Origin of the sequence: Geobacillus sp. PK12 (genome assembly GCF_004123125.1) — a bacterium.
Lineage (GTDB): Bacteria > Bacillota > Bacilli > Bacillales > Anoxybacillaceae > Geobacillus > Geobacillus zalihae.
Genome location: NZ_SDKL01000060.1, coordinates 1 through 15,087, shown reverse-complemented (window position 1 = coordinate 15,087; position 15,087 = coordinate 1). Strand labels below are relative to the sequence as shown.

The 15,087-nt window shown below is 52.4% G+C and carries 17 protein-coding genes; 4 read left to right on the top strand and 13 right to left on the bottom strand.

What is annotated here, in order from left to right; translation table 11 throughout:
- Positions 1 to 69: 69 nt before the first annotated feature.
- From ETR37_RS15920 to fadH, 9 genes are all read right to left on the bottom strand, one after another.
- Positions 70 to 732, bottom strand: coding sequence for a potassium channel family protein (locus ETR37_RS15920; protein ID WP_013145901.1), 663 nt, complete (start codon positions 730 to 732; stop codon positions 70 to 72).
- 168 nt (positions 733 to 900) lie between these two features.
- Positions 901 to 1,143, bottom strand: a complete 243-nt coding sequence (locus ETR37_RS15915) for a YkuS family protein (protein ID WP_011230551.1) — start codon at positions 1,141 to 1,143, stop codon at positions 901 to 903.
- A gap of 55 nt (positions 1,144 to 1,198) precedes the next feature.
- Entirely contained in the window at positions 1,199 to 2,332 is a 1,134-nt protein-coding gene (locus ETR37_RS15910) for an N-acetyldiaminopimelate deacetylase (protein WP_015374334.1), read from the bottom strand.
- Positions 2,333 to 2,391: 59 nt separating this feature from the next.
- The gene (gene dapD / locus ETR37_RS15905) at positions 2,392 to 3,102 is read right to left on the bottom strand and encodes a 2,3,4,5-tetrahydropyridine-2,6-dicarboxylate N-acetyltransferase (protein WP_011230549.1); all 711 of its coding nucleotides are present in this window, start codon (positions 3,100 to 3,102) and stop codon (positions 2,392 to 2,394) included.
- Positions 3,103 to 3,298: 196 nt separating this feature from the next.
- The gene (cbpB, locus tag ETR37_RS15900; RefSeq protein WP_011230548.1) at positions 3,299 to 3,772 is read right to left on the bottom strand and encodes a cyclic-di-AMP-binding protein CbpB; all 474 of its coding nucleotides are present in this window, start codon (positions 3,770 to 3,772) and stop codon (positions 3,299 to 3,301) included.
- Positions 3,773 to 3,874: 102 nt separating this feature from the next.
- Positions 3,875 to 4,078 (bottom strand): antirepressor AbbA, encoded by a 204-nt coding sequence (gene abbA, locus ETR37_RS15895; RefSeq protein WP_013145903.1) that lies wholly within the window; start codon positions 4,076 to 4,078, stop codon positions 3,875 to 3,877.
- A gap of 187 nt (positions 4,079 to 4,265) precedes the next feature.
- Positions 4,266 to 4,499 carry a hypothetical protein gene (locus ETR37_RS15890; protein WP_013145904.1) on the bottom strand — a complete coding sequence of 78 codons (234 nt, stop codon included), beginning with the start codon at positions 4,497 to 4,499 and terminating at the stop codon, positions 4,266 to 4,268.
- Positions 4,500 to 4,547: 48 nt separating this feature from the next.
- Positions 4,548 to 5,765 carry an EAL domain-containing protein gene (locus ETR37_RS15885; RefSeq protein ID WP_015374332.1) on the bottom strand — a complete coding sequence of 406 codons (1,218 nt, stop codon included), beginning with the start codon at positions 5,763 to 5,765 and terminating at the stop codon, positions 4,548 to 4,550.
- A 356-nt stretch (positions 5,766 to 6,121) separates the two neighbouring features.
- Positions 6,122 to 6,889 carry a 2,4-dienoyl-CoA reductase gene (fadH, locus tag ETR37_RS15880; protein ID WP_013523307.1) on the bottom strand — a complete coding sequence of 256 codons (768 nt, stop codon included), beginning with the start codon at positions 6,887 to 6,889 and terminating at the stop codon, positions 6,122 to 6,124.
- A 144-nt stretch (positions 6,890 to 7,033) separates the two neighbouring features.
- Between fadH and ETR37_RS15875 the strand changes: the two genes are divergently transcribed.
- Entirely contained in the window at positions 7,034 to 7,903 is an 870-nt protein-coding gene (locus ETR37_RS15875; RefSeq protein ID WP_015374331.1) for a metallophosphoesterase, read from the top strand.
- Positions 7,904 to 7,971: 68 nt separating this feature from the next.
- Positions 7,972 to 8,406: a YkyB family protein gene (locus ETR37_RS15870; protein WP_015374330.1), complete on the top strand. Its 435-nt coding sequence runs from the start codon at positions 7,972 to 7,974 to the stop codon at positions 8,404 to 8,406.
- A gap of 305 nt (positions 8,407 to 8,711) precedes the next feature.
- On the opposite strand, the gene ETR37_RS15865 is transcribed toward ETR37_RS15870, so the two are convergent.
- From ETR37_RS15865 to corA, 4 genes are all read right to left on the bottom strand, one after another.
- Positions 8,712 to 9,479, bottom strand: coding sequence for a hypothetical protein (locus ETR37_RS15865; RefSeq protein WP_015374329.1), 768 nt, complete (start codon positions 9,477 to 9,479; stop codon positions 8,712 to 8,714).
- Positions 9,480 to 9,598: 119 nt separating this feature from the next.
- Positions 9,599 to 11,227, bottom strand: coding sequence for a diguanylate cyclase (locus ETR37_RS15860; protein WP_129447506.1), 1,629 nt, complete (start codon positions 11,225 to 11,227; stop codon positions 9,599 to 9,601).
- Positions 11,228 to 11,398: 171 nt separating this feature from the next.
- Positions 11,399 to 12,049 (bottom strand): glycoside hydrolase domain-containing protein, encoded by a 651-nt coding sequence (locus ETR37_RS15855; protein WP_015374328.1) that lies wholly within the window; start codon positions 12,047 to 12,049, stop codon positions 11,399 to 11,401.
- A 76-nt stretch (positions 12,050 to 12,125) separates the two neighbouring features.
- A complete protein-coding gene (gene corA, locus ETR37_RS15850) occupies positions 12,126 to 13,124 on the bottom strand; it encodes a magnesium/cobalt transporter CorA (RefSeq protein WP_033005298.1) in 999 nt (332 codons plus the stop codon).
- Positions 13,125 to 13,313: 189 nt separating this feature from the next.
- Here corA and ETR37_RS15845 point away from each other — a divergent pair, with 189 nt between their 5' ends.
- Together ETR37_RS15845 and ETR37_RS15840 are read left to right on the top strand one after the other, a co-directional pair.
- Entirely contained in the window at positions 13,314 to 13,541 is a 228-nt protein-coding gene (locus ETR37_RS15845; protein ID WP_015374326.1) for an IDEAL domain-containing protein, read from the top strand.
- Between the two features lie 153 nt (positions 13,542 to 13,694).
- On the top strand, positions 13,695 to 14,852 hold the full coding sequence (locus ETR37_RS15840) for an aminotransferase A (RefSeq protein WP_129447505.1): 1,158 nt from the start codon (positions 13,695 to 13,697) through the stop codon (positions 14,850 to 14,852).
- Positions 14,853 to 15,087 lie beyond the last annotated feature (235 nt).

Genomic DNA, 15,087 nt, shown 5'->3' with positions numbered 1-15,087 from the left:
AAAAAAGGGCGTCCTTGCAAAAGGATGCCCTTTTTCCGTCATCATCATGCACAGGCCGCCTGCCAGCCGTCAACCGACCACTTTTTCCTCAAACCGGTCAATGTCGCTGTCAGCGCCGATGACGACCAACACGTCGCCTTTGCGGATGATTTCCGAAGCGAGCGGGGAGACGATGACGCTTGCTCCACGCTTGATGGCGACGATGTTGATGCCATAGCGGGCGCGGATGTCAAGCTCCAAAAGCGAATGGCCGTCAAGCCGCTCGCTTGCCACGATTTCGACAATGCTGTATTTGTCCGACAGCTCCAGATAATCTAGGACGTTGTTGGAAATCAAATTGTGAGCGATCCGCTCGCCCATGTCGCGCTCTGGATGCACGATTTGATCAGCGCCGATTTTTTTCAGCACTTTCTCATGGTAATCGTTCGTTGCCTTGACCGTAATATGGTTGACGCCGAGCTCTTTTAAAATCAGGGTCGTCAAAATGCTCGCCTGGATGTTGTCGCCGATCGCGACAATGACATGGTCGAAGTTGCGGATGCCTAAACTTTTCAGCACGTTTTCATCGGTCGTGTCGCCGACGACGGCGTGCGAAGCGATCGACGCAAATTCGTTTACCCGGTCTTCATCAATATCAATGGCCAATACTTCCATCCCTTGTTCGCTCAGCGTCCGGCAGATGCTGCCGCCAAAGCGCCCGAGGCCGATGACGGCAAACTGTTTCTTTTTCATTGACACTCCTCCATCGTTGATCAAGCATTGTTTCTTCCCCTTATTTTAGCAAAAAAGAAAAAGGAACGAAAACGTTCTTCGTTCCTTTTCCACCATTCCTTTACGCTATGCGATTTCGCCATTTCGCCAAAAACGGGCTGCCAGCGCACACAGTCCGAACGTTCGTCATCAGCGAAGTTTTTCTTCGACTTTTTGGCAAATCTCTTCTGCGGTGAGCCCACTCGCTTCAATGACCGGACCGGACGTCACGATGTTGTGAATGCCGGCGATATTGGCGTCTAGGCCGGTAATGACGCAGCAGTCGCAGCCTCTTGCGTCTTGCTCCCCTCGGAGCGGCACAACGTCATATCCTCGCTCTTTCAACGCTTCCTGTACATCCGTCAACGATGGCTCAACACCAATTTTCGCCATCACAATCCACCTCCTCACACTCATTAATGTGTGTTGCTAGAGGCGGAACTATACTTCATTCTGCGTTTCCTTTCCATGAAAAATAGTCGATTAAAAACGCGATGGCGCGGTCGATCGCTTCCTCGTTCGGAACCAGTTTTGCATGGTGCAGCCCATATGGCGAATCAACACCGAGCCAAAACATAAATCCAGGAATTTCCGCCAACATATAGCCGAAATCTTCGCCAGTCATCGCTTCTTTGCAACGGATCACATTCACGCCGCCGTGCGCCTTGGCAAACTTCATAAATTCCGCTGTCAGATCCGGATCATTGTACACTTCATGGTACATGGCACCGTAATCGATGGATGTTTCACATTCGTACGCGACTTCAATGCCATGCACGATCGCTTCAATCCGCCGCTTCACCTTCTGCATCGCTGCAGTCGACAGCGTCCGAATCGTTCCTTCGAGCCGGGCGTGCTCCGCAATGACGTTTTGCACCGTCCCGCCGGCAATTTTCCCGATCGTAATGACCGCGCTGTCAAGCGGATCGACGTTGCGGGCGACGATCGACTGCAGCTGCGTCACCAATGCGCAGGCGGCGACGACCATGTCATTCGCTAAATGCGGAAACGCCGCGTGGCCACCTCTTCCCTTCAAATCAATAAACAGCTCCGACGTATTGGCAAACAGCAACCCTTCTTTCGTTGCAATCGTACCGACTGGATATTCCGGCGCAATATGCAAGGCGACGATCATATCCGGCTTCCATTCCCGCATGATGTCGCTTTCTAACATTGGCTTTGCTCCGCCCGGTCCTTCCTCGGCCGGCTGGAACACAAACAGCAAATCATCTTCCAATGGATGATGAGCAAAATGGGTGAGCACGCCAAGAGCGATGCTCATATGCACATCGTGGCCGCACGCGTGCATGTGCCCTTCATGTTTCGACCGATACGGCAAGCCGGTCTCCTCGCGAATCGGCAGCCCGTCCATATCGGCGCGGTAGCCGATCGTTTTGCGCGGCGATGTTCCGTTGACTTTGACGAAAATCCCGGTTTTCCACGTCCGGACTTGAAGCCGCTCTTGCGGCAGGGACTGGATATAGCGAAGCAAATATTGCTGCGTCTTAAACTCCTGAAACCCAAGCTCCGGAATTTGATGCAAGTCGCGGCGAATGGCGACAAATGGGCTGATCGCAGACATCGTCTCTCCTCCATGGGTAAAAAAGCTGTCCTCGTGTGAAGGGACAGCTTTTATGATGATTATAATTGGCGAAGCTCCTGCTTAATCTCCGTTTTCGCCCGCGTTTGCTCGTCGATCTGCTTAATGACGCGCGCCGGCACGCCGGCCACGACCGTATACGGCGGCACGTCTTCGACAACAACGGCGCCGGCAGCCACAACCGCTCCTTTGCCGACCGTGACGCCTTCCAAAATAACGGCATTCGCCCCGACGAGCACATCGTCTTCAATGACGACCGGCTTGGCTGATGGCGGCTCGATCACGCCTGCCAACACCGCGCCGGCGCCGATATGGCAGTTTTTCCCGACCGTCGCCCGGCCGCCGAGCACCGCGTTCATGTCGATCATCGTTCCTTCGCCGACGACGGCGCCGATATTGATGACCGCTCCCATCATAATGACGGCGTTGTCGCCGATTTCGACATGGTCGCGGATGATAGCGCCCGGCTCAATGCGCGCCTTGATGCCTTTCAAATCCAAAAGCGGAATGGCCGAGTTGCGGCGGTCGTTCTCGACGACATAGTCCTCGATTTTGTCTTGATTCGCTTCGATTGCCGCTTGAATGTCTTGCCATTCGCCAAACACGACGCCGACGTTGCCGGTAATAAACGTTTTCGCGCTTGAGCCGAAATCGATGCCTTCGAGATCCCCTTTTATGTATACTTTGACTGGTGTCGATTTTTTGCTGTTTTGAATAAAGGAAATGATTTCATTGGCGTCCATCATCTTCATGGGCGATATCCTCCTTTACACCTGTATTCTTTTTTACTTTAGCAAAACAGAGATCATTGTGACAAGCACAAATTCATCGAGCAAAATGCTGTAAATATCTTCTCGAAGGCTTGTACTTGCGGAAGTTGCCACGCAGCTTCCGAACTGATCAGCCAAAGCCAGCTGCTCTTGTTATTGCACACGATTACCTTTCTGCTCATTGTTCAGCCTCTTTTCGGCCTAGCTTCCGGCCGCCATTAGGCCTGTGCAGCTGTTTATTCAGTTGCTTCAGTACTTCCCGTCGAGTGAAAATGCCTGCAAAATAGCCGTCGTCATTTTCCACACACACGAACGGATGGTTGACAATAAGCCCCACTGCCTTCATCAGGCTGTCGTCAAGCCGCAGGCGCGGAATGTTTCGGTTCATCACTTCTTCGACCTTCATCGTCTCGAGACGTTCAAATTCGATGCGCTCCAATCCTAAAATTGCATCCATCATCATCGTCATGCTGATGAGCCCGTGAAGCTTATAAGATGTGTCCAATACCGGAATCGCCGAATAGCCGGTTTTCGTCAGGACGAGCAGCGCATGATCCAAATAATTTCCCGGCTGCACATGCGCCACTTTATCCGCCGGAATCAGAAATGGCTTGACAGTCATTTGCATGAATTCATTGTGTTCCCATGTCATGCCGATGTTCCGCCTTTCTTCTGCATCTTCTCCTCTCCACACTGTTATCATACCATAAAAAAGACTATCGCTTCCTGCGATAGCGATAGTGCACAACAATTTTTATCCTTCCTCTTCCTCTGTCAACAGGCGGTCGTATAAACGCAACAGCTGCCGGTACCGGTGTTCATCGACCTCCTTGTCTCCGTTTTCGATATCCGCCAGCTCGGAGCGGATGAGCTCGAGTGCATATTGCTGGCTGAACAAAACGTCAAGCAATAACGCCGCTTCCTCGCCCGACAGCCTTGTCGGCAGCCGCTTCGTCATCTCCATTCCCCCTTTGCCTCTTCCGCTTCCATATATATTCGCCGGCAAAGGAAAAAAGTCATGGAAAAAACCGTCATTTCCAAGCGACCAAAAAACGGTTTTCTCTCCTTAAAGCAGACAGATGCGTGATATTTTGTGCATGGCGGCCATCAAAAAAGGTGTCCCGCCTTGTTGGGACACCTTCCGTTCAATAATATCGAAGCGCCAAATAACCGATGGCAAACACAGCAAGCAAGACGGCGAGCACATACGCAAGCAATATCGGGTTGCGCAAATAGGCATGCTCCTCGACCGTTTTCGGGATCGGCCCGTCAAGCTCTCCTTGCCAGCGCTGCTGGCGGCCGAGACGGACCGTATAGATAAATCCAATCACCGCAATCAATACAGAAAGGACAGATAATACGAAAGTCAGCTGTGCCATACGTTTCACCTCATGCTTACTTTGCCGCAATGAGGCGATTTTATGCAGTCAATAATGGGCGTCATGCTCAAACAAATAGCTGTACGACAAGTCAATAAACAAGTAATGGCGCTCATCGATCGGATACGAATACGTCCGGATCGTTTCCCCTGTTTCAATATCCGTGTATAAATCGGACAAAATCCCTCTTCGGCGCGAGCGCATGCGAATAATGTTTTCCAAAAAATATGGGCGCCAGCTCCAGTTTTTCATATAATATTGCGGCTGAAGCTCCCACCGGCCGCCGCGCTTGAACATATTGCCCGACTGCTGGAAGCCGTCCTCATCACAAACATAAATGCGGAAGCAAACATCGTCGAGCTCGCCGGCCAACAGGGAAATGAGCTCGTTAAAATCGGCGGCTTTTTTGTATTTGCCAAGCAGCGCGCTGATCCGCTGCTGAAACTGCTCAGCAATTTGATACAGCGTTTCAAGCTTTTTCTTTTCCTGCTGGATGAAGCGATGGCACTCTTGGCGGAGCAAGTCTTTCAACAAATCGCGCGGCACAACCTCAGGCGCCGGCTTGGCCAAATAATACCCTTGATAATAGCGGCCGCCATGCCGCCAAGCATACTGAAGCTGAAATGACGTTTCGATGTCCTCATACAGGAGCGTCGCTCCGATTTTGCGCGCCAACAGCGAAATCGAGTGAACGATTTCCTGGTATGCTTGATGAACGGACGTTTTCCGCAATTCACGCAAATCGATTTTTAAAATGTCAGGCGACAAGACGCCGATTCGCTCAAGATGAATGCTATGTTCGGCGATGTTGTCGACCGCCACTTTAACGCCGTATGTACGAAGATACGTCAATAAATGGCTGAGCTGATCGACGTCTCCCTTGAAATGCTGCTCGTTGATTTCCAAAACGATGCGGCTTAGCGCCAACCCTTTCGCTTCGTAGGTGAGAAGCAGCTGCAAAAACGACTCGCCGCGGTCAAGCATCAGCAAGTTGGCATCACGGTTTAAAAAAATGAGCAACGTTTGATCATCAAGCGACAGAAAATAGTCGAGCGCCTTTTTCGTAACCACATCATCCACTTCGATGCGAAATTCTTCTGGAATGGTTTCATCGTGAAAAAACGGCCCAAGGCTGACCGGCCCTGTTTCCGTTTGAAACCGACCGAGCACTTCATAGCCGACGACCCCATGCTCATCGGCGCTGAAAATCGGTTGATAGTGCGGAATCACTTGCGGCAAGTTGGCCATAACGTCTAATGCATCCATCGTGCCCACCTCATTCCCATCGACCATCTTTGCCTTTATTATAGCATAATTGCCCAATCGTTCCTGACGTAAAAAAAGCGGCTCCCCTGACAGCAGGGAATCCGCTTGTGACAAAAGCCGTTACGTGCAATGAGCCGGTTGCCCGCGATAAATGAAGAAATACCGCCTGCAATCCCTTTTGGGTGAGGACCATCTTTCTTTACGGCAAATTTGAGTGAACTACCCACCACCTACGCTTCGCTTAGAGATGGGGGCTNNTTCTAGCCATATTCTATCCTATTCGTTGGCTAACGCCAACCGAATTCATCTCCCACTTTCACTTCGTTTCAAAGTGGGAGACTTCTTTCGGAAAGATGTTAAAACGGCCGCCGGTTCAGCCATTGGCCGCCGTCGACTGTGATGCAAGCGCCGTTAATGTAAGCGGCTTCATCCGAAAGCAAAAACGAGGCGACCGCCGCGATTTCTTCCGGCGTCCCGAGCCGCCCGAGCGGCACGCTTTCCAACGTCATCCGCTCCGCTTCCTCTGATTCCCAAAGCCGCTCCGCCCCGCCGGTCCGTTCGATCGGTCCGGGAGCGATCGCATTGACGCGGAAGCCGTACTTTTTCCCCCATTCCACAGCAAGCGTGCGCGTCATTGCCAGCACTCCAGCCTTGGCGCTCGCTGAATGAATGACCCCGGCGCCGGCATGCCAGGCATATGTCGCAACGATGTTGATAATGTTCCCTTTCAAGCCGCGCTGAATCCAGTAGTTGCCGACTTCCCGGCTGCAGTAAAACGTGCCGTTTAACACAATGTTAATGACGCTGTTCCAGCCGTTGATCGACAACTTTTCCGCCGGGCAAATGAAATTGCCCGCCGCATTGTTGATGAGGGCATCGATGCGGCCGAATTCCGCATCAGTCCGCTCCACCATGTGCGCCACTTGTTCCGGGTTGCGCACATCCATCGGGATCGTAAGCACTTTCCCTCCATCCGGCGCGGCGATTTCCCGCTTGGCCTCTTCGAGCGCCTCGGCCCGCCTTCCCGTAATGACGACGTTGGCCCCCTCAGAAACAAACCGCTTCGCCATATATTTCCCCATTCCGCTCGACCCGCCGGTCACAATGATCACTTTTCCGTTCATCCATTTCTCCTCCTAATGACTGATTACTCATTCATTTCTATCATATCATAAAATAGCGGAATATTCGAACATTATTGTTCCCCTATTGTCCTTCTCTCCCCCTTTTCGTTATAATAAAGCTACTTGTGAAAGGACGGCGAAACGATGCACCATATCGAAACAACCAAACTAAGCCGGCGCGCCTTTTTGAAAAAGCTGGCGCGCACAAGTTTCAGCGCAGCGCTGGCGATGGCAGCCGCCTCTGGCTACGCCCGCTGGATTGAGCCAGCCGAGCTGACCGTGACGCACCATGCACTGTCGCATCCGCTGATCCCAAAGTCGTTTGCCGGCGTCAAGCTGCTGCAGTTCAGTGATCTCCATCTCGGCCATTATTACGGCTTGGAACGCTTTTACCGCATCATGGGCCGCATCAACGAACTCGGGCCCGATCTCGTCGTATTCACAGGCGATCTGCTCCATGAGGCGAACCGGTATCCGCACGTCGACGCGGTCGCTGAGGCGTTGGCCGGCGTCCGCGCTCCTCTTGGGAAATTTTGTATTTACGGAAACCATGATCACGGCGGCTATGGAACAGATATTTACCGTCGATTGATGGAACGAGCCGGGTTCCGCGTTCTCGTCAATGAGCATGCACTCGTCCGGCGCGGCCACGGGGCGATCGCGATCGCCGGCAGCGACGATATGATGCTCGGACGCCCGGACTGGTCGAAAATGACGAACGGCATTCCGCGGGCGACATATACGATCGCCCTCGTTCATGAGCCGGACGGTGCCATTGAGGCTCGCCGCTTCCCTATTCACGTTCAACTGTCTGGCCATAGCCACGGCGGGCAAATTCAGTTGCCGTTTATCGGGCCGCTTATCACGCCGCCGTTGTCTGAGCGGTATTATGAAGGGTTTTACCACGTCGGCGGACTCTTGTTGTACGTCAACCGCGGCCTTGGCACGACGCGGGTGCCGCTTCGCTTCTTCGCTCCGCCGGAGTTGACCGTTTTTTCGCTTACCCCCGGCTAGAAGTAGGACAAACCGGCCAACAACGCTGCTTCCTATGTTATAATAGAAAGAAAAAAGGAGACATGCCGATGAAACCGTTGCAATTGACGGTCGACAATATTGCCAAAGCGATTTTTACCGTCAACCGCCATGCGAAAACCGCGTTGAATCCTGCATTCCTTTATCTTCTAAAGAAAAAGGCGATTGAAAAGCTGCTCGAGGAGGGGAAGGCGAAAAAAGTGGGCCTCCATTTTTCCCGCAATCCGAAATACAGCCAACAACAATCCGACGTGCTTGTCGCCGTCGGCGACTACTACTTCCACATCCCACCGACAAAACAAGATTTCGCCGCCCTTCCGCACCTTGGCGCTCTCAACGATTCATACCGCAACCCTCCAGCTCGGATGCCGCTGTCAGAGGCAAAAGCCATTCTCATGGCCTACACCGGATTAAAAGAAAAGCCGGAACAAAAGCCGAAACGGCTGACAAAACCCGTATTTAAACGACTCGGCGACCGCTATTAAGCGGACGCCTGTTTTTTCAACAAGGGGGGCATCTTAGCACCGAGCCGGCAGCAGAAACATCGATCTCTCTTTTGTTTCACCCTGTTTTTTCACCAATCCTAAAAATACCCGAACTCCAAAATGTGTAAAGTGGCAGCGCTCAATATAGGGACATGTTCATCCTTCTGCTGATGACGAATTTTTTTGTGGCTCTTCACCAAAAGTTGTACTTGATTTTTTCTGAACATACCCTATTTACGCTTGTGAGGGAAAATCAACAAATCAGTGATTTTTGCACATCTTTGTGCAGGAAACCGTATTGCTTGTCAAGTACATGTTGTGGTGAAGAGCCAATATCCGTAAGGCTTCTCCGTTTGAGGAAAAACAGGATTGAGCCGCCTTCCCTGTTCAATCACCAGTCCTCTAAAGGAGCACAAATGCTGCTTGAGCCTCTCCGCTTCAAGCGGCATGCCGATTTCCGCCATCGCCTTGAGCGCGCGAACGCGAAGCTCCAACTCATCGGATGCCAACAGCTCCAGCAAAAACGACCGCTCCTCGCGCCGGCGGATGCCGATCATATCCACGAACGCGCATTTCCCCGCCCGCGTCAGCTCATCAAATCGCTGTTCCACCTGTCGAAGCAGCCGCTCGCTCATATGGCCAAAAATAACTCGGTACGCAAACTCGGTCAATTCATATTTCGGCTCAAGCACGTAGGCCACCACTGAGCTATAGTCAAATCGGGCGAAAATCGTCAACAGTTTTGCTTCTTCTCCTCTCGTCACCCGGTCGGAGAGGTACAACCGCTCCATCTCCGGCAGCATCGCCTTCATCTGCAAATCCTCGATCAGAAACAGTGCGTTCATCCGCTCGCTCCAATCCCGGCTTGACAACCGGCGGCGCAGCCATCCTTGAAAATGCTTTTCCGCCAATGTTCGGATTCTCTCCTGCACCTTTTCTCCTTTCAAGAGCGAAGCGAAATGGTCAAGAAGCTCCATCATCGCCTCACGCTCAAGCGGCGAAGACGGCAACGGCAGCTCTTCCTCTTCGCCGAGCACATAACGAAACAGCGGAAGATGGAACCGCTTCTTCAAAACCCTGATCTCTGCCTGGCGTCTATTTTCCCTCCATTTTCGCACCACCAAATAGAGAAAGAGGTTTACTAACAGTGCAAGGAAAACAATCGTTGCGGCTAAGGCAGAAAAAAGCGCCATCACTCCTCCAACTCCTTCAACAGCCGGCGCAGCCGCGCCTCAAGCTCAAGCCATTTAAACGGCTTTGTCACATACTCGTCCGCTCCTCGGTTCAGCGCATGGGCAATATCCCGCTCATCTTGGCGCGACGTCAGCATCATCACCTTGTATGGCTTTCGCTCTTGACGGAGGCGGTTCAGCACTTCAAGGCCGTCCATTTTTGGCATCACCCGATCCAAAATGACGACAGATTGCCGCCCGCTTTGATAAAACGGAGATTCGAGAAACGAAAGGCCGTCGCCAAACTCGTAAATGTCTGCTTTCCTCCCCTGTTCATTGACGAGCTTGCGGACAAGATCAGCAATCATCATCCGCACGAGTTCATCGTCGTCTACGATGGCAATCGCCCATCGCCGCCGATCCGTTGATGCTTGGCTTGGGGCCTCATCCGAAAAACCGCTTTTCTCACGCGCCGCCTCTTCGATCCGATTGCCGCCGCCTCGTTTCGCCGCATACAGCGCCTTGTCGGCCAGACGCAGCCAATAGTCAAGCGGCCGATCCGGTTCATCGCACTCAACCAGGCCGGCGGAAAACGTACATGATAGGAGTGCGCCATCCGCTTCGACTTTTTCGGCGGCGAACTGGCGTTGCAGCCGCTCAAGCACTGCACGAGCCTCGCTTTTGGACGTTTTGGCCAGCCAAACGACAAACTCTTCGCCCCCCAAGCGAACGACCGTATCCACTCCACGTGTATGTTGGCGCAAAAAGGCAGCCAGCTTTTGCAATACCGCATCGCCTGCAAGGTGGCCGAAACGGTCATTGACTTGTTTGAAATGGTCCAAATCAAGCAACGCCAAACAGCTTGGCGCTCCGTAACGCTCGAGGTCGCTCCGAAGGCGGGCGTATACCCGCGGCAAATACTTCCGGTTGTACACACCTGTCAATTCGTCAATGAGCACAAGGTCATCGATTTTTCGTTTTTTTTCAATGAGCCGGCGAACGCGAACGAACAGCTCATCTGCCGCTGGGGTGGTGATGACATCATCCGCGCCAAGCTCATAACCTTTCAACCGCCCCTCTTTGCCCTCGTCTCTCCTTACAATGACAACAGGAAGATAGGGGCGCTGTCCGGCGCGCTCAAGCAAAACCGTCAAGTCCGGATTCTCCCACTCTCCCTCCTTCACGCTGACGATGATGCAATCCGGGCTGAGACGAAACATCGACGCGGCCGCCTGCTCAAGGGAGGGAATCGTCGTGAAACGCCATGGCACGGTTTGCAGGGCGCCGCGGACGTAAGCAAAAAACAGGGGATCATTTCCACAGAGGAGAATCGCTGCTTTCGGCCCTTGGCGGTGCGAAGAGGGAATGGCGGCAGAAGCCGCTTCCCCGGCTTCATAGAAGCAGCGAAGGAGAGAAACCATCTCCATCAGCGCCTCCTCCGCTGTCCATTGCCGTTTTGTTTGGCCGTTCAATCGATGAATGAGCCGCTCTGCTTCAGCAGCGATGTCGCTGCGACCAATCACCGCCGCCGTCCGGCCGACAGCATTGAAAAATCGGGCCAATTCCCCACCGTCAAGCGGCGGCCCCGCCCTCCATCGTTCGTATTGTTCATGGATGCGATCCAACAACGAGGCGACAGATCGATCCATATTCCCTCTCCTTTCGATCATCGTTCCGTTTTTCCCAACCGACTGACATCCTCCTTTTTTCCTATTACTAATATAATCAATCCAAGCAAAAAAATTAAAAGAAAAGACGCGCAACAGCCAACAATTCTTTAGCCGCATAAAAAAGCCGCTGCCTTTTTGCAACGGCTTTGTTCAATACAAAAAGTCCAATAGGCGTCGGTCAGCTAAATTCGTGTCAACCGGGCAGACTTCTGCATCACGTCCGTACTGCCACACCCAGACATTCGCGCTGCAAGGCGGGGCAGCCGGCTGATAGCGCGGCGCTTTCTGCTCTTTCGTCGTTCCCGGCCTTGGTGCGGCGCTCCAAATGACCGCCTGCACCGCCACTTGGTTGTTCCGGCTGACCGCCTCGCAATAGGCAGCGGCGAAATCCCCTTTCGTCGGGTCCGCGTACAGCCCCGGCCGGTATCCGGTCGGATAGAGCGTTTCCACCCAAGCAGCGATCCAAGCGGCATCCACAGCGAAAAAGTCTTCGATGTTGGCAAACAGCAGTTTATTTTTCGGAATGCCGAGCCGCCGCGCATGGAACACCGCGTTGCGCGCCGCCACCTGACCGTTCGCATAGCCGACCGCTTCGCGGAAGGCGTTATAAATCGGCAGCACCTTCACGCCATAGTTGCGGATGCGGGCGATCTCGTCGCGTGTCAACCCTTCGGACACGTTCGGCACTTCCGACAAATAACGGCCCCAAAATTTCGGATAGCCAAGCTCCGTCCGCACGCATTGAAACAGCTGATCCGTTACGGCTTGCGCCGAGTCGACGCCCCAAATTCCTCTTGCCATCGGTTCCCCTCCTTCGCGCTTACGCTGCCGTCATGATGTAATTATGTATATGAGGGGAACAGCCCGTTTTATACGGCTACTGGCGGCGCTCTCGCTCCTCCTTCGCCCAGTCTCCTTTCAACAACTGAAACCAACCGTTGCGCTTAAACCAGACGAACATCGTCATGCCGATCACCGCCATGGCGGCCAATACAACAAAGTATCCGTACTTCCAGTGCAATTCAGGCATATAATCAAAGTTCATCCCATAAATGCCGGCAATAAAGGAGAGCGGCATGAAAATGGTCGTAATGGCTGTAAATGTCATCATAATATTGTTCATTCGATTCGAGTTGAGCGATAAATAGCTGTCGCGGATATCCGCGGTAATTTCTCGGTTTGTCTCAATCATTTCCGACAGCTTCAGCAAATGATCATAAATGTCATGAAAGTACAGCTGCCGTTCTTTCATGCGCTGCAGCCGGTCGGAGTGGATGATGCGGTACAACAAGTCGCGCATCGGCACGATCGTTCGGCGCAGCTTCGATAAATCACCGCGAATGTCAAACACTTTTTCAATAATGTCGTGAATCGGTTCATTGTTCGTATTCTCCTCTAAATCGTTCAGCACGTCTTCAATATGGTAAAGCGGTGGAAAATAATCATCCACAAGCTTGTCGATCAGCCGGTACATGACGTGAAACGGCCCCTGCTGAACATCTTCTTCATGCTTCAATCGCTCCCACACCTCGTCGACGGCATGAATCGGCGACTTATGAAACGAAACGATGAAGTTTTGCCCGACAAACAAATCGACTTCCTCAGCCTCCAGCGTCATCCCGGCAATGGCATGAAGCACAACAAACAAGTAGCGGTCATAAAAATCGAGCTTCGGCCGCTGCACATATTCGAGACAGTCTTCAATCGCCAGTGGGTGAAAACGGAAAAAGGAGGCGAGCAGCGCCGATTCCTCATCCGTCGGCTCATGAAAGTCAACCCAATACCATGAGACATCCGGGCTGTTGACAAGCGTTACGTCAACATCATACAAAATCTCAAATTCTTTTGTCACGACACACGTGCGAATCATCGCCATCACCTTTGCCTTGTTCTCCTCTTATCATAACCGAAAAACTGTTAAGCCCCAACAAAAAACGGGTATAAAAATCATGTAGAGAAAAAATTGACAAAAAATATTTATCTAAATTTTCTTTACATTAGCATCAAAAACGACGATAATATAAGAAAGGGAACTGTTTCGTTCCCATATGGGAGGGACTGAATCATGTACGAAAAACAATACCCGAATGAAGGCACCGTTTTGTTCAACCAGCCGGAAGAAAAAAGCAGCTACGGACCGATGGCCGAACAAGTGCTGAAAGAAGCGATCTTCCAGTTTCAAAGAAAAAAACTGATGGAACAAATTGATGAAGCGCTCGCGGCCGGTGACAAGCCGTTGTTTTTCAAGCTTTCCGCCCAATATAACGACCTGTTGAAAAAATACGGCGCGTAAAAGGAGCGAACGAAGTTGGAAAGTGAATCGTCGATGACCGAGTGAGCCCCATTTCCGTTTGTGGGAACCATCCGGACGGAAAGGGGCTCATTTTTGTTTTTTCGTTTTCCTCGCCAATGGTACAATAGAAACAAAAAAGAAAGGTGGACAACCGTGAAACACCTCATTCAACCACGTGTTCAAGCCATTCAGTTATCAGGCATCCGCCAATTTTTCAACCTTGTCGCCGACCGGCCGGGACTTGTTTCCTTGACGATCGGCCAGCCTGATTTCCCAACGCCCGATCATGTCAAAGCAGCCGCTCAGGAGGCGATCGCCGCCGATTTCACGACGTATACAGCGAACGCCGGCCTGCTGGAACTGCGCCAGGCGGCTTGCCAATTCGTCGCTGACAAGTACGGCCTTCGCTACACGCCGGACGAAGTCATCGCCACCGTCGGCGCCAGCCAAGCGCTTGATATCGCATTTCGCACGATTTTGGAGGAAGGGACGGAAGTGCTTCTTCCCGCACCCGTCTATCCTGGCTATGAACCGCTCATCCGCCTGTGCGGAGCGAAACCGGTGTACATCGACACAAGGCCAAACGGTTTCCGTCTCTCGGCTGAGCTCATTGCGCCTTATTTGACGGAAAAGACGCGCTGCCTCGTTCTTCCATACCCATCAAATCCAACCGGGACGGCGCTGTCAGCCGAAGAGCTTGAGAACATCGCTTCCTTTTTGAAAGGACGGCCAATTTGGATCGTTTCCGATGAAATTTACAGCGAGCTCGTTTACCACGGACGCCATCACTCGATCGCCGAGTGGCTGCCGGAGCAGACGATCGTCATCAACGGTTTAAGCAAATCGCACTCCATGACCGGTTGGCGCATCGGGTTTGTCTTCGCTCCAGCGTTCGCCGTTGAACAAATGGTGAAAGTGCACCAATACAGCGTCTCGTGCACGTCATCGATCAGCCAAAAAGCGGCGGTGGAGGCGCTGACCGCCGGCAAAAACGACGCCGAGGTGATGCGCGCCGCCTACGCCGAGCGGCTTGAGTATGCCTACAGTCGTCTCACCGCCATGGGGCTGCCGGTTGAGAAGCCGGATGGAGCCTTTTACTTGTTTCCGTCAATCGCCGCCTTTGGCATGTCTTCGTTTGATTTTGCCCTCGATGTCGTCGAAAACGCCGGCGTCGCCCTCGTTCCCGGCAGCGCCTTTTCTGAATACGGTGAAGGCCATGTCCGCCTGTCGTACGCTTATTCGCTCGATGTGCTCAAAGAAGGGCTTGACCGGCTCGAGCGGTATATCCAAACGAAGCGCCGCAGACCGTAACGGTTTTCAAAAATCGTATCGGTTTAGGCCGCCATGCCCCCATAAGAAAAAGGCTGCTTTTCTTTCGACTTTTGTTCACCATTGGCTTTAGGGGAATATGCAAGAAAAGGGTGTCCCAAAAGGATCGGGACACCCTCTTTCGTTTCTATATATACGCACTGACCGATTCTTCCGCACTATATTTTGTGTTTGCCTCACATTTCGCACCCTCCCAACGAAAATCGGGAGGATTTTT

What these genes read in the sequence shown, in the direction of transcription:
- ETR37_RS15920 (WP_013145901.1), bottom strand. Translation starts at nt 732, where the DNA reads ATGAAAAAGAAACAGTTTGCCGTCATCGGCCTCGGGCGCTTTGGCGGC.
- ETR37_RS15915 (WP_011230551.1), bottom strand. Translation starts at nt 1,143, where the DNA reads ATGGCGAAAATTGGTGTTGAGCCATCGTTGACGGATGTACAGGAAGCG.
- ETR37_RS15910 (WP_015374334.1), bottom strand. Translation starts at nt 2,332, where the DNA reads ATGTCTGCGATCAGCCCATTTGTCGCCATTCGCCGCGACTTGCATCAA.
- dapD (WP_011230549.1), bottom strand. Translation starts at nt 3,102, where the DNA reads ATGAAGATGATGGACGCCAATGAAATCATTTCCTTTATTCAAAACAGC.
- cbpB (WP_011230548.1), bottom strand. Translation starts at nt 3,772, where the DNA reads ATGACATGGGAACACAATGAATTCATGCAAATGACTGTCAAGCCATTT.
- abbA (WP_013145903.1), bottom strand. Translation starts at nt 4,078, where the DNA reads ATGACGAAGCGGCTGCCGACAAGGCTGTCGGGCGAGGAAGCGGCGTTA.
- ETR37_RS15890 (WP_013145904.1), bottom strand. Translation starts at nt 4,499, where the DNA reads ATGGCACAGCTGACTTTCGTATTATCTGTCCTTTCTGTATTGATTGCG.
- ETR37_RS15885 (WP_015374332.1), bottom strand. Translation starts at nt 5,765, where the DNA reads ATGGATGCATTAGACGTTATGGCCAACTTGCCGCAAGTGATTCCGCAC.
- fadH (WP_013523307.1), bottom strand. Translation starts at nt 6,889, where the DNA reads ATGAACGGAAAAGTGATCATTGTGACCGGCGGGTCGAGCGGAATGGGG.
- ETR37_RS15875 (WP_015374331.1), top strand. Translation starts at nt 7,034, where the DNA reads ATGCACCATATCGAAACAACCAAACTAAGCCGGCGCGCCTTTTTGAAA.
- ETR37_RS15870 (WP_015374330.1), top strand. Translation starts at nt 7,972, where the DNA reads ATGAAACCGTTGCAATTGACGGTCGACAATATTGCCAAAGCGATTTTT.
- ETR37_RS15860 (WP_129447506.1), bottom strand. Translation starts at nt 11,227, where the DNA reads ATGGATCGATCTGTCGCCTCGTTGTTGGATCGCATCCATGAACAATAC.
- ETR37_RS15855 (WP_015374328.1), bottom strand. Translation starts at nt 12,049, where the DNA reads ATGGCAAGAGGAATTTGGGGCGTCGACTCGGCGCAAGCCGTAACGGAT.
- corA (WP_033005298.1), bottom strand. Translation starts at nt 13,124, where the DNA reads ATGGCGATGATTCGCACGTGTGTCGTGACAAAAGAATTTGAGATTTTG.
- ETR37_RS15845 (WP_015374326.1), top strand. Translation starts at nt 13,314, where the DNA reads ATGTACGAAAAACAATACCCGAATGAAGGCACCGTTTTGTTCAACCAG.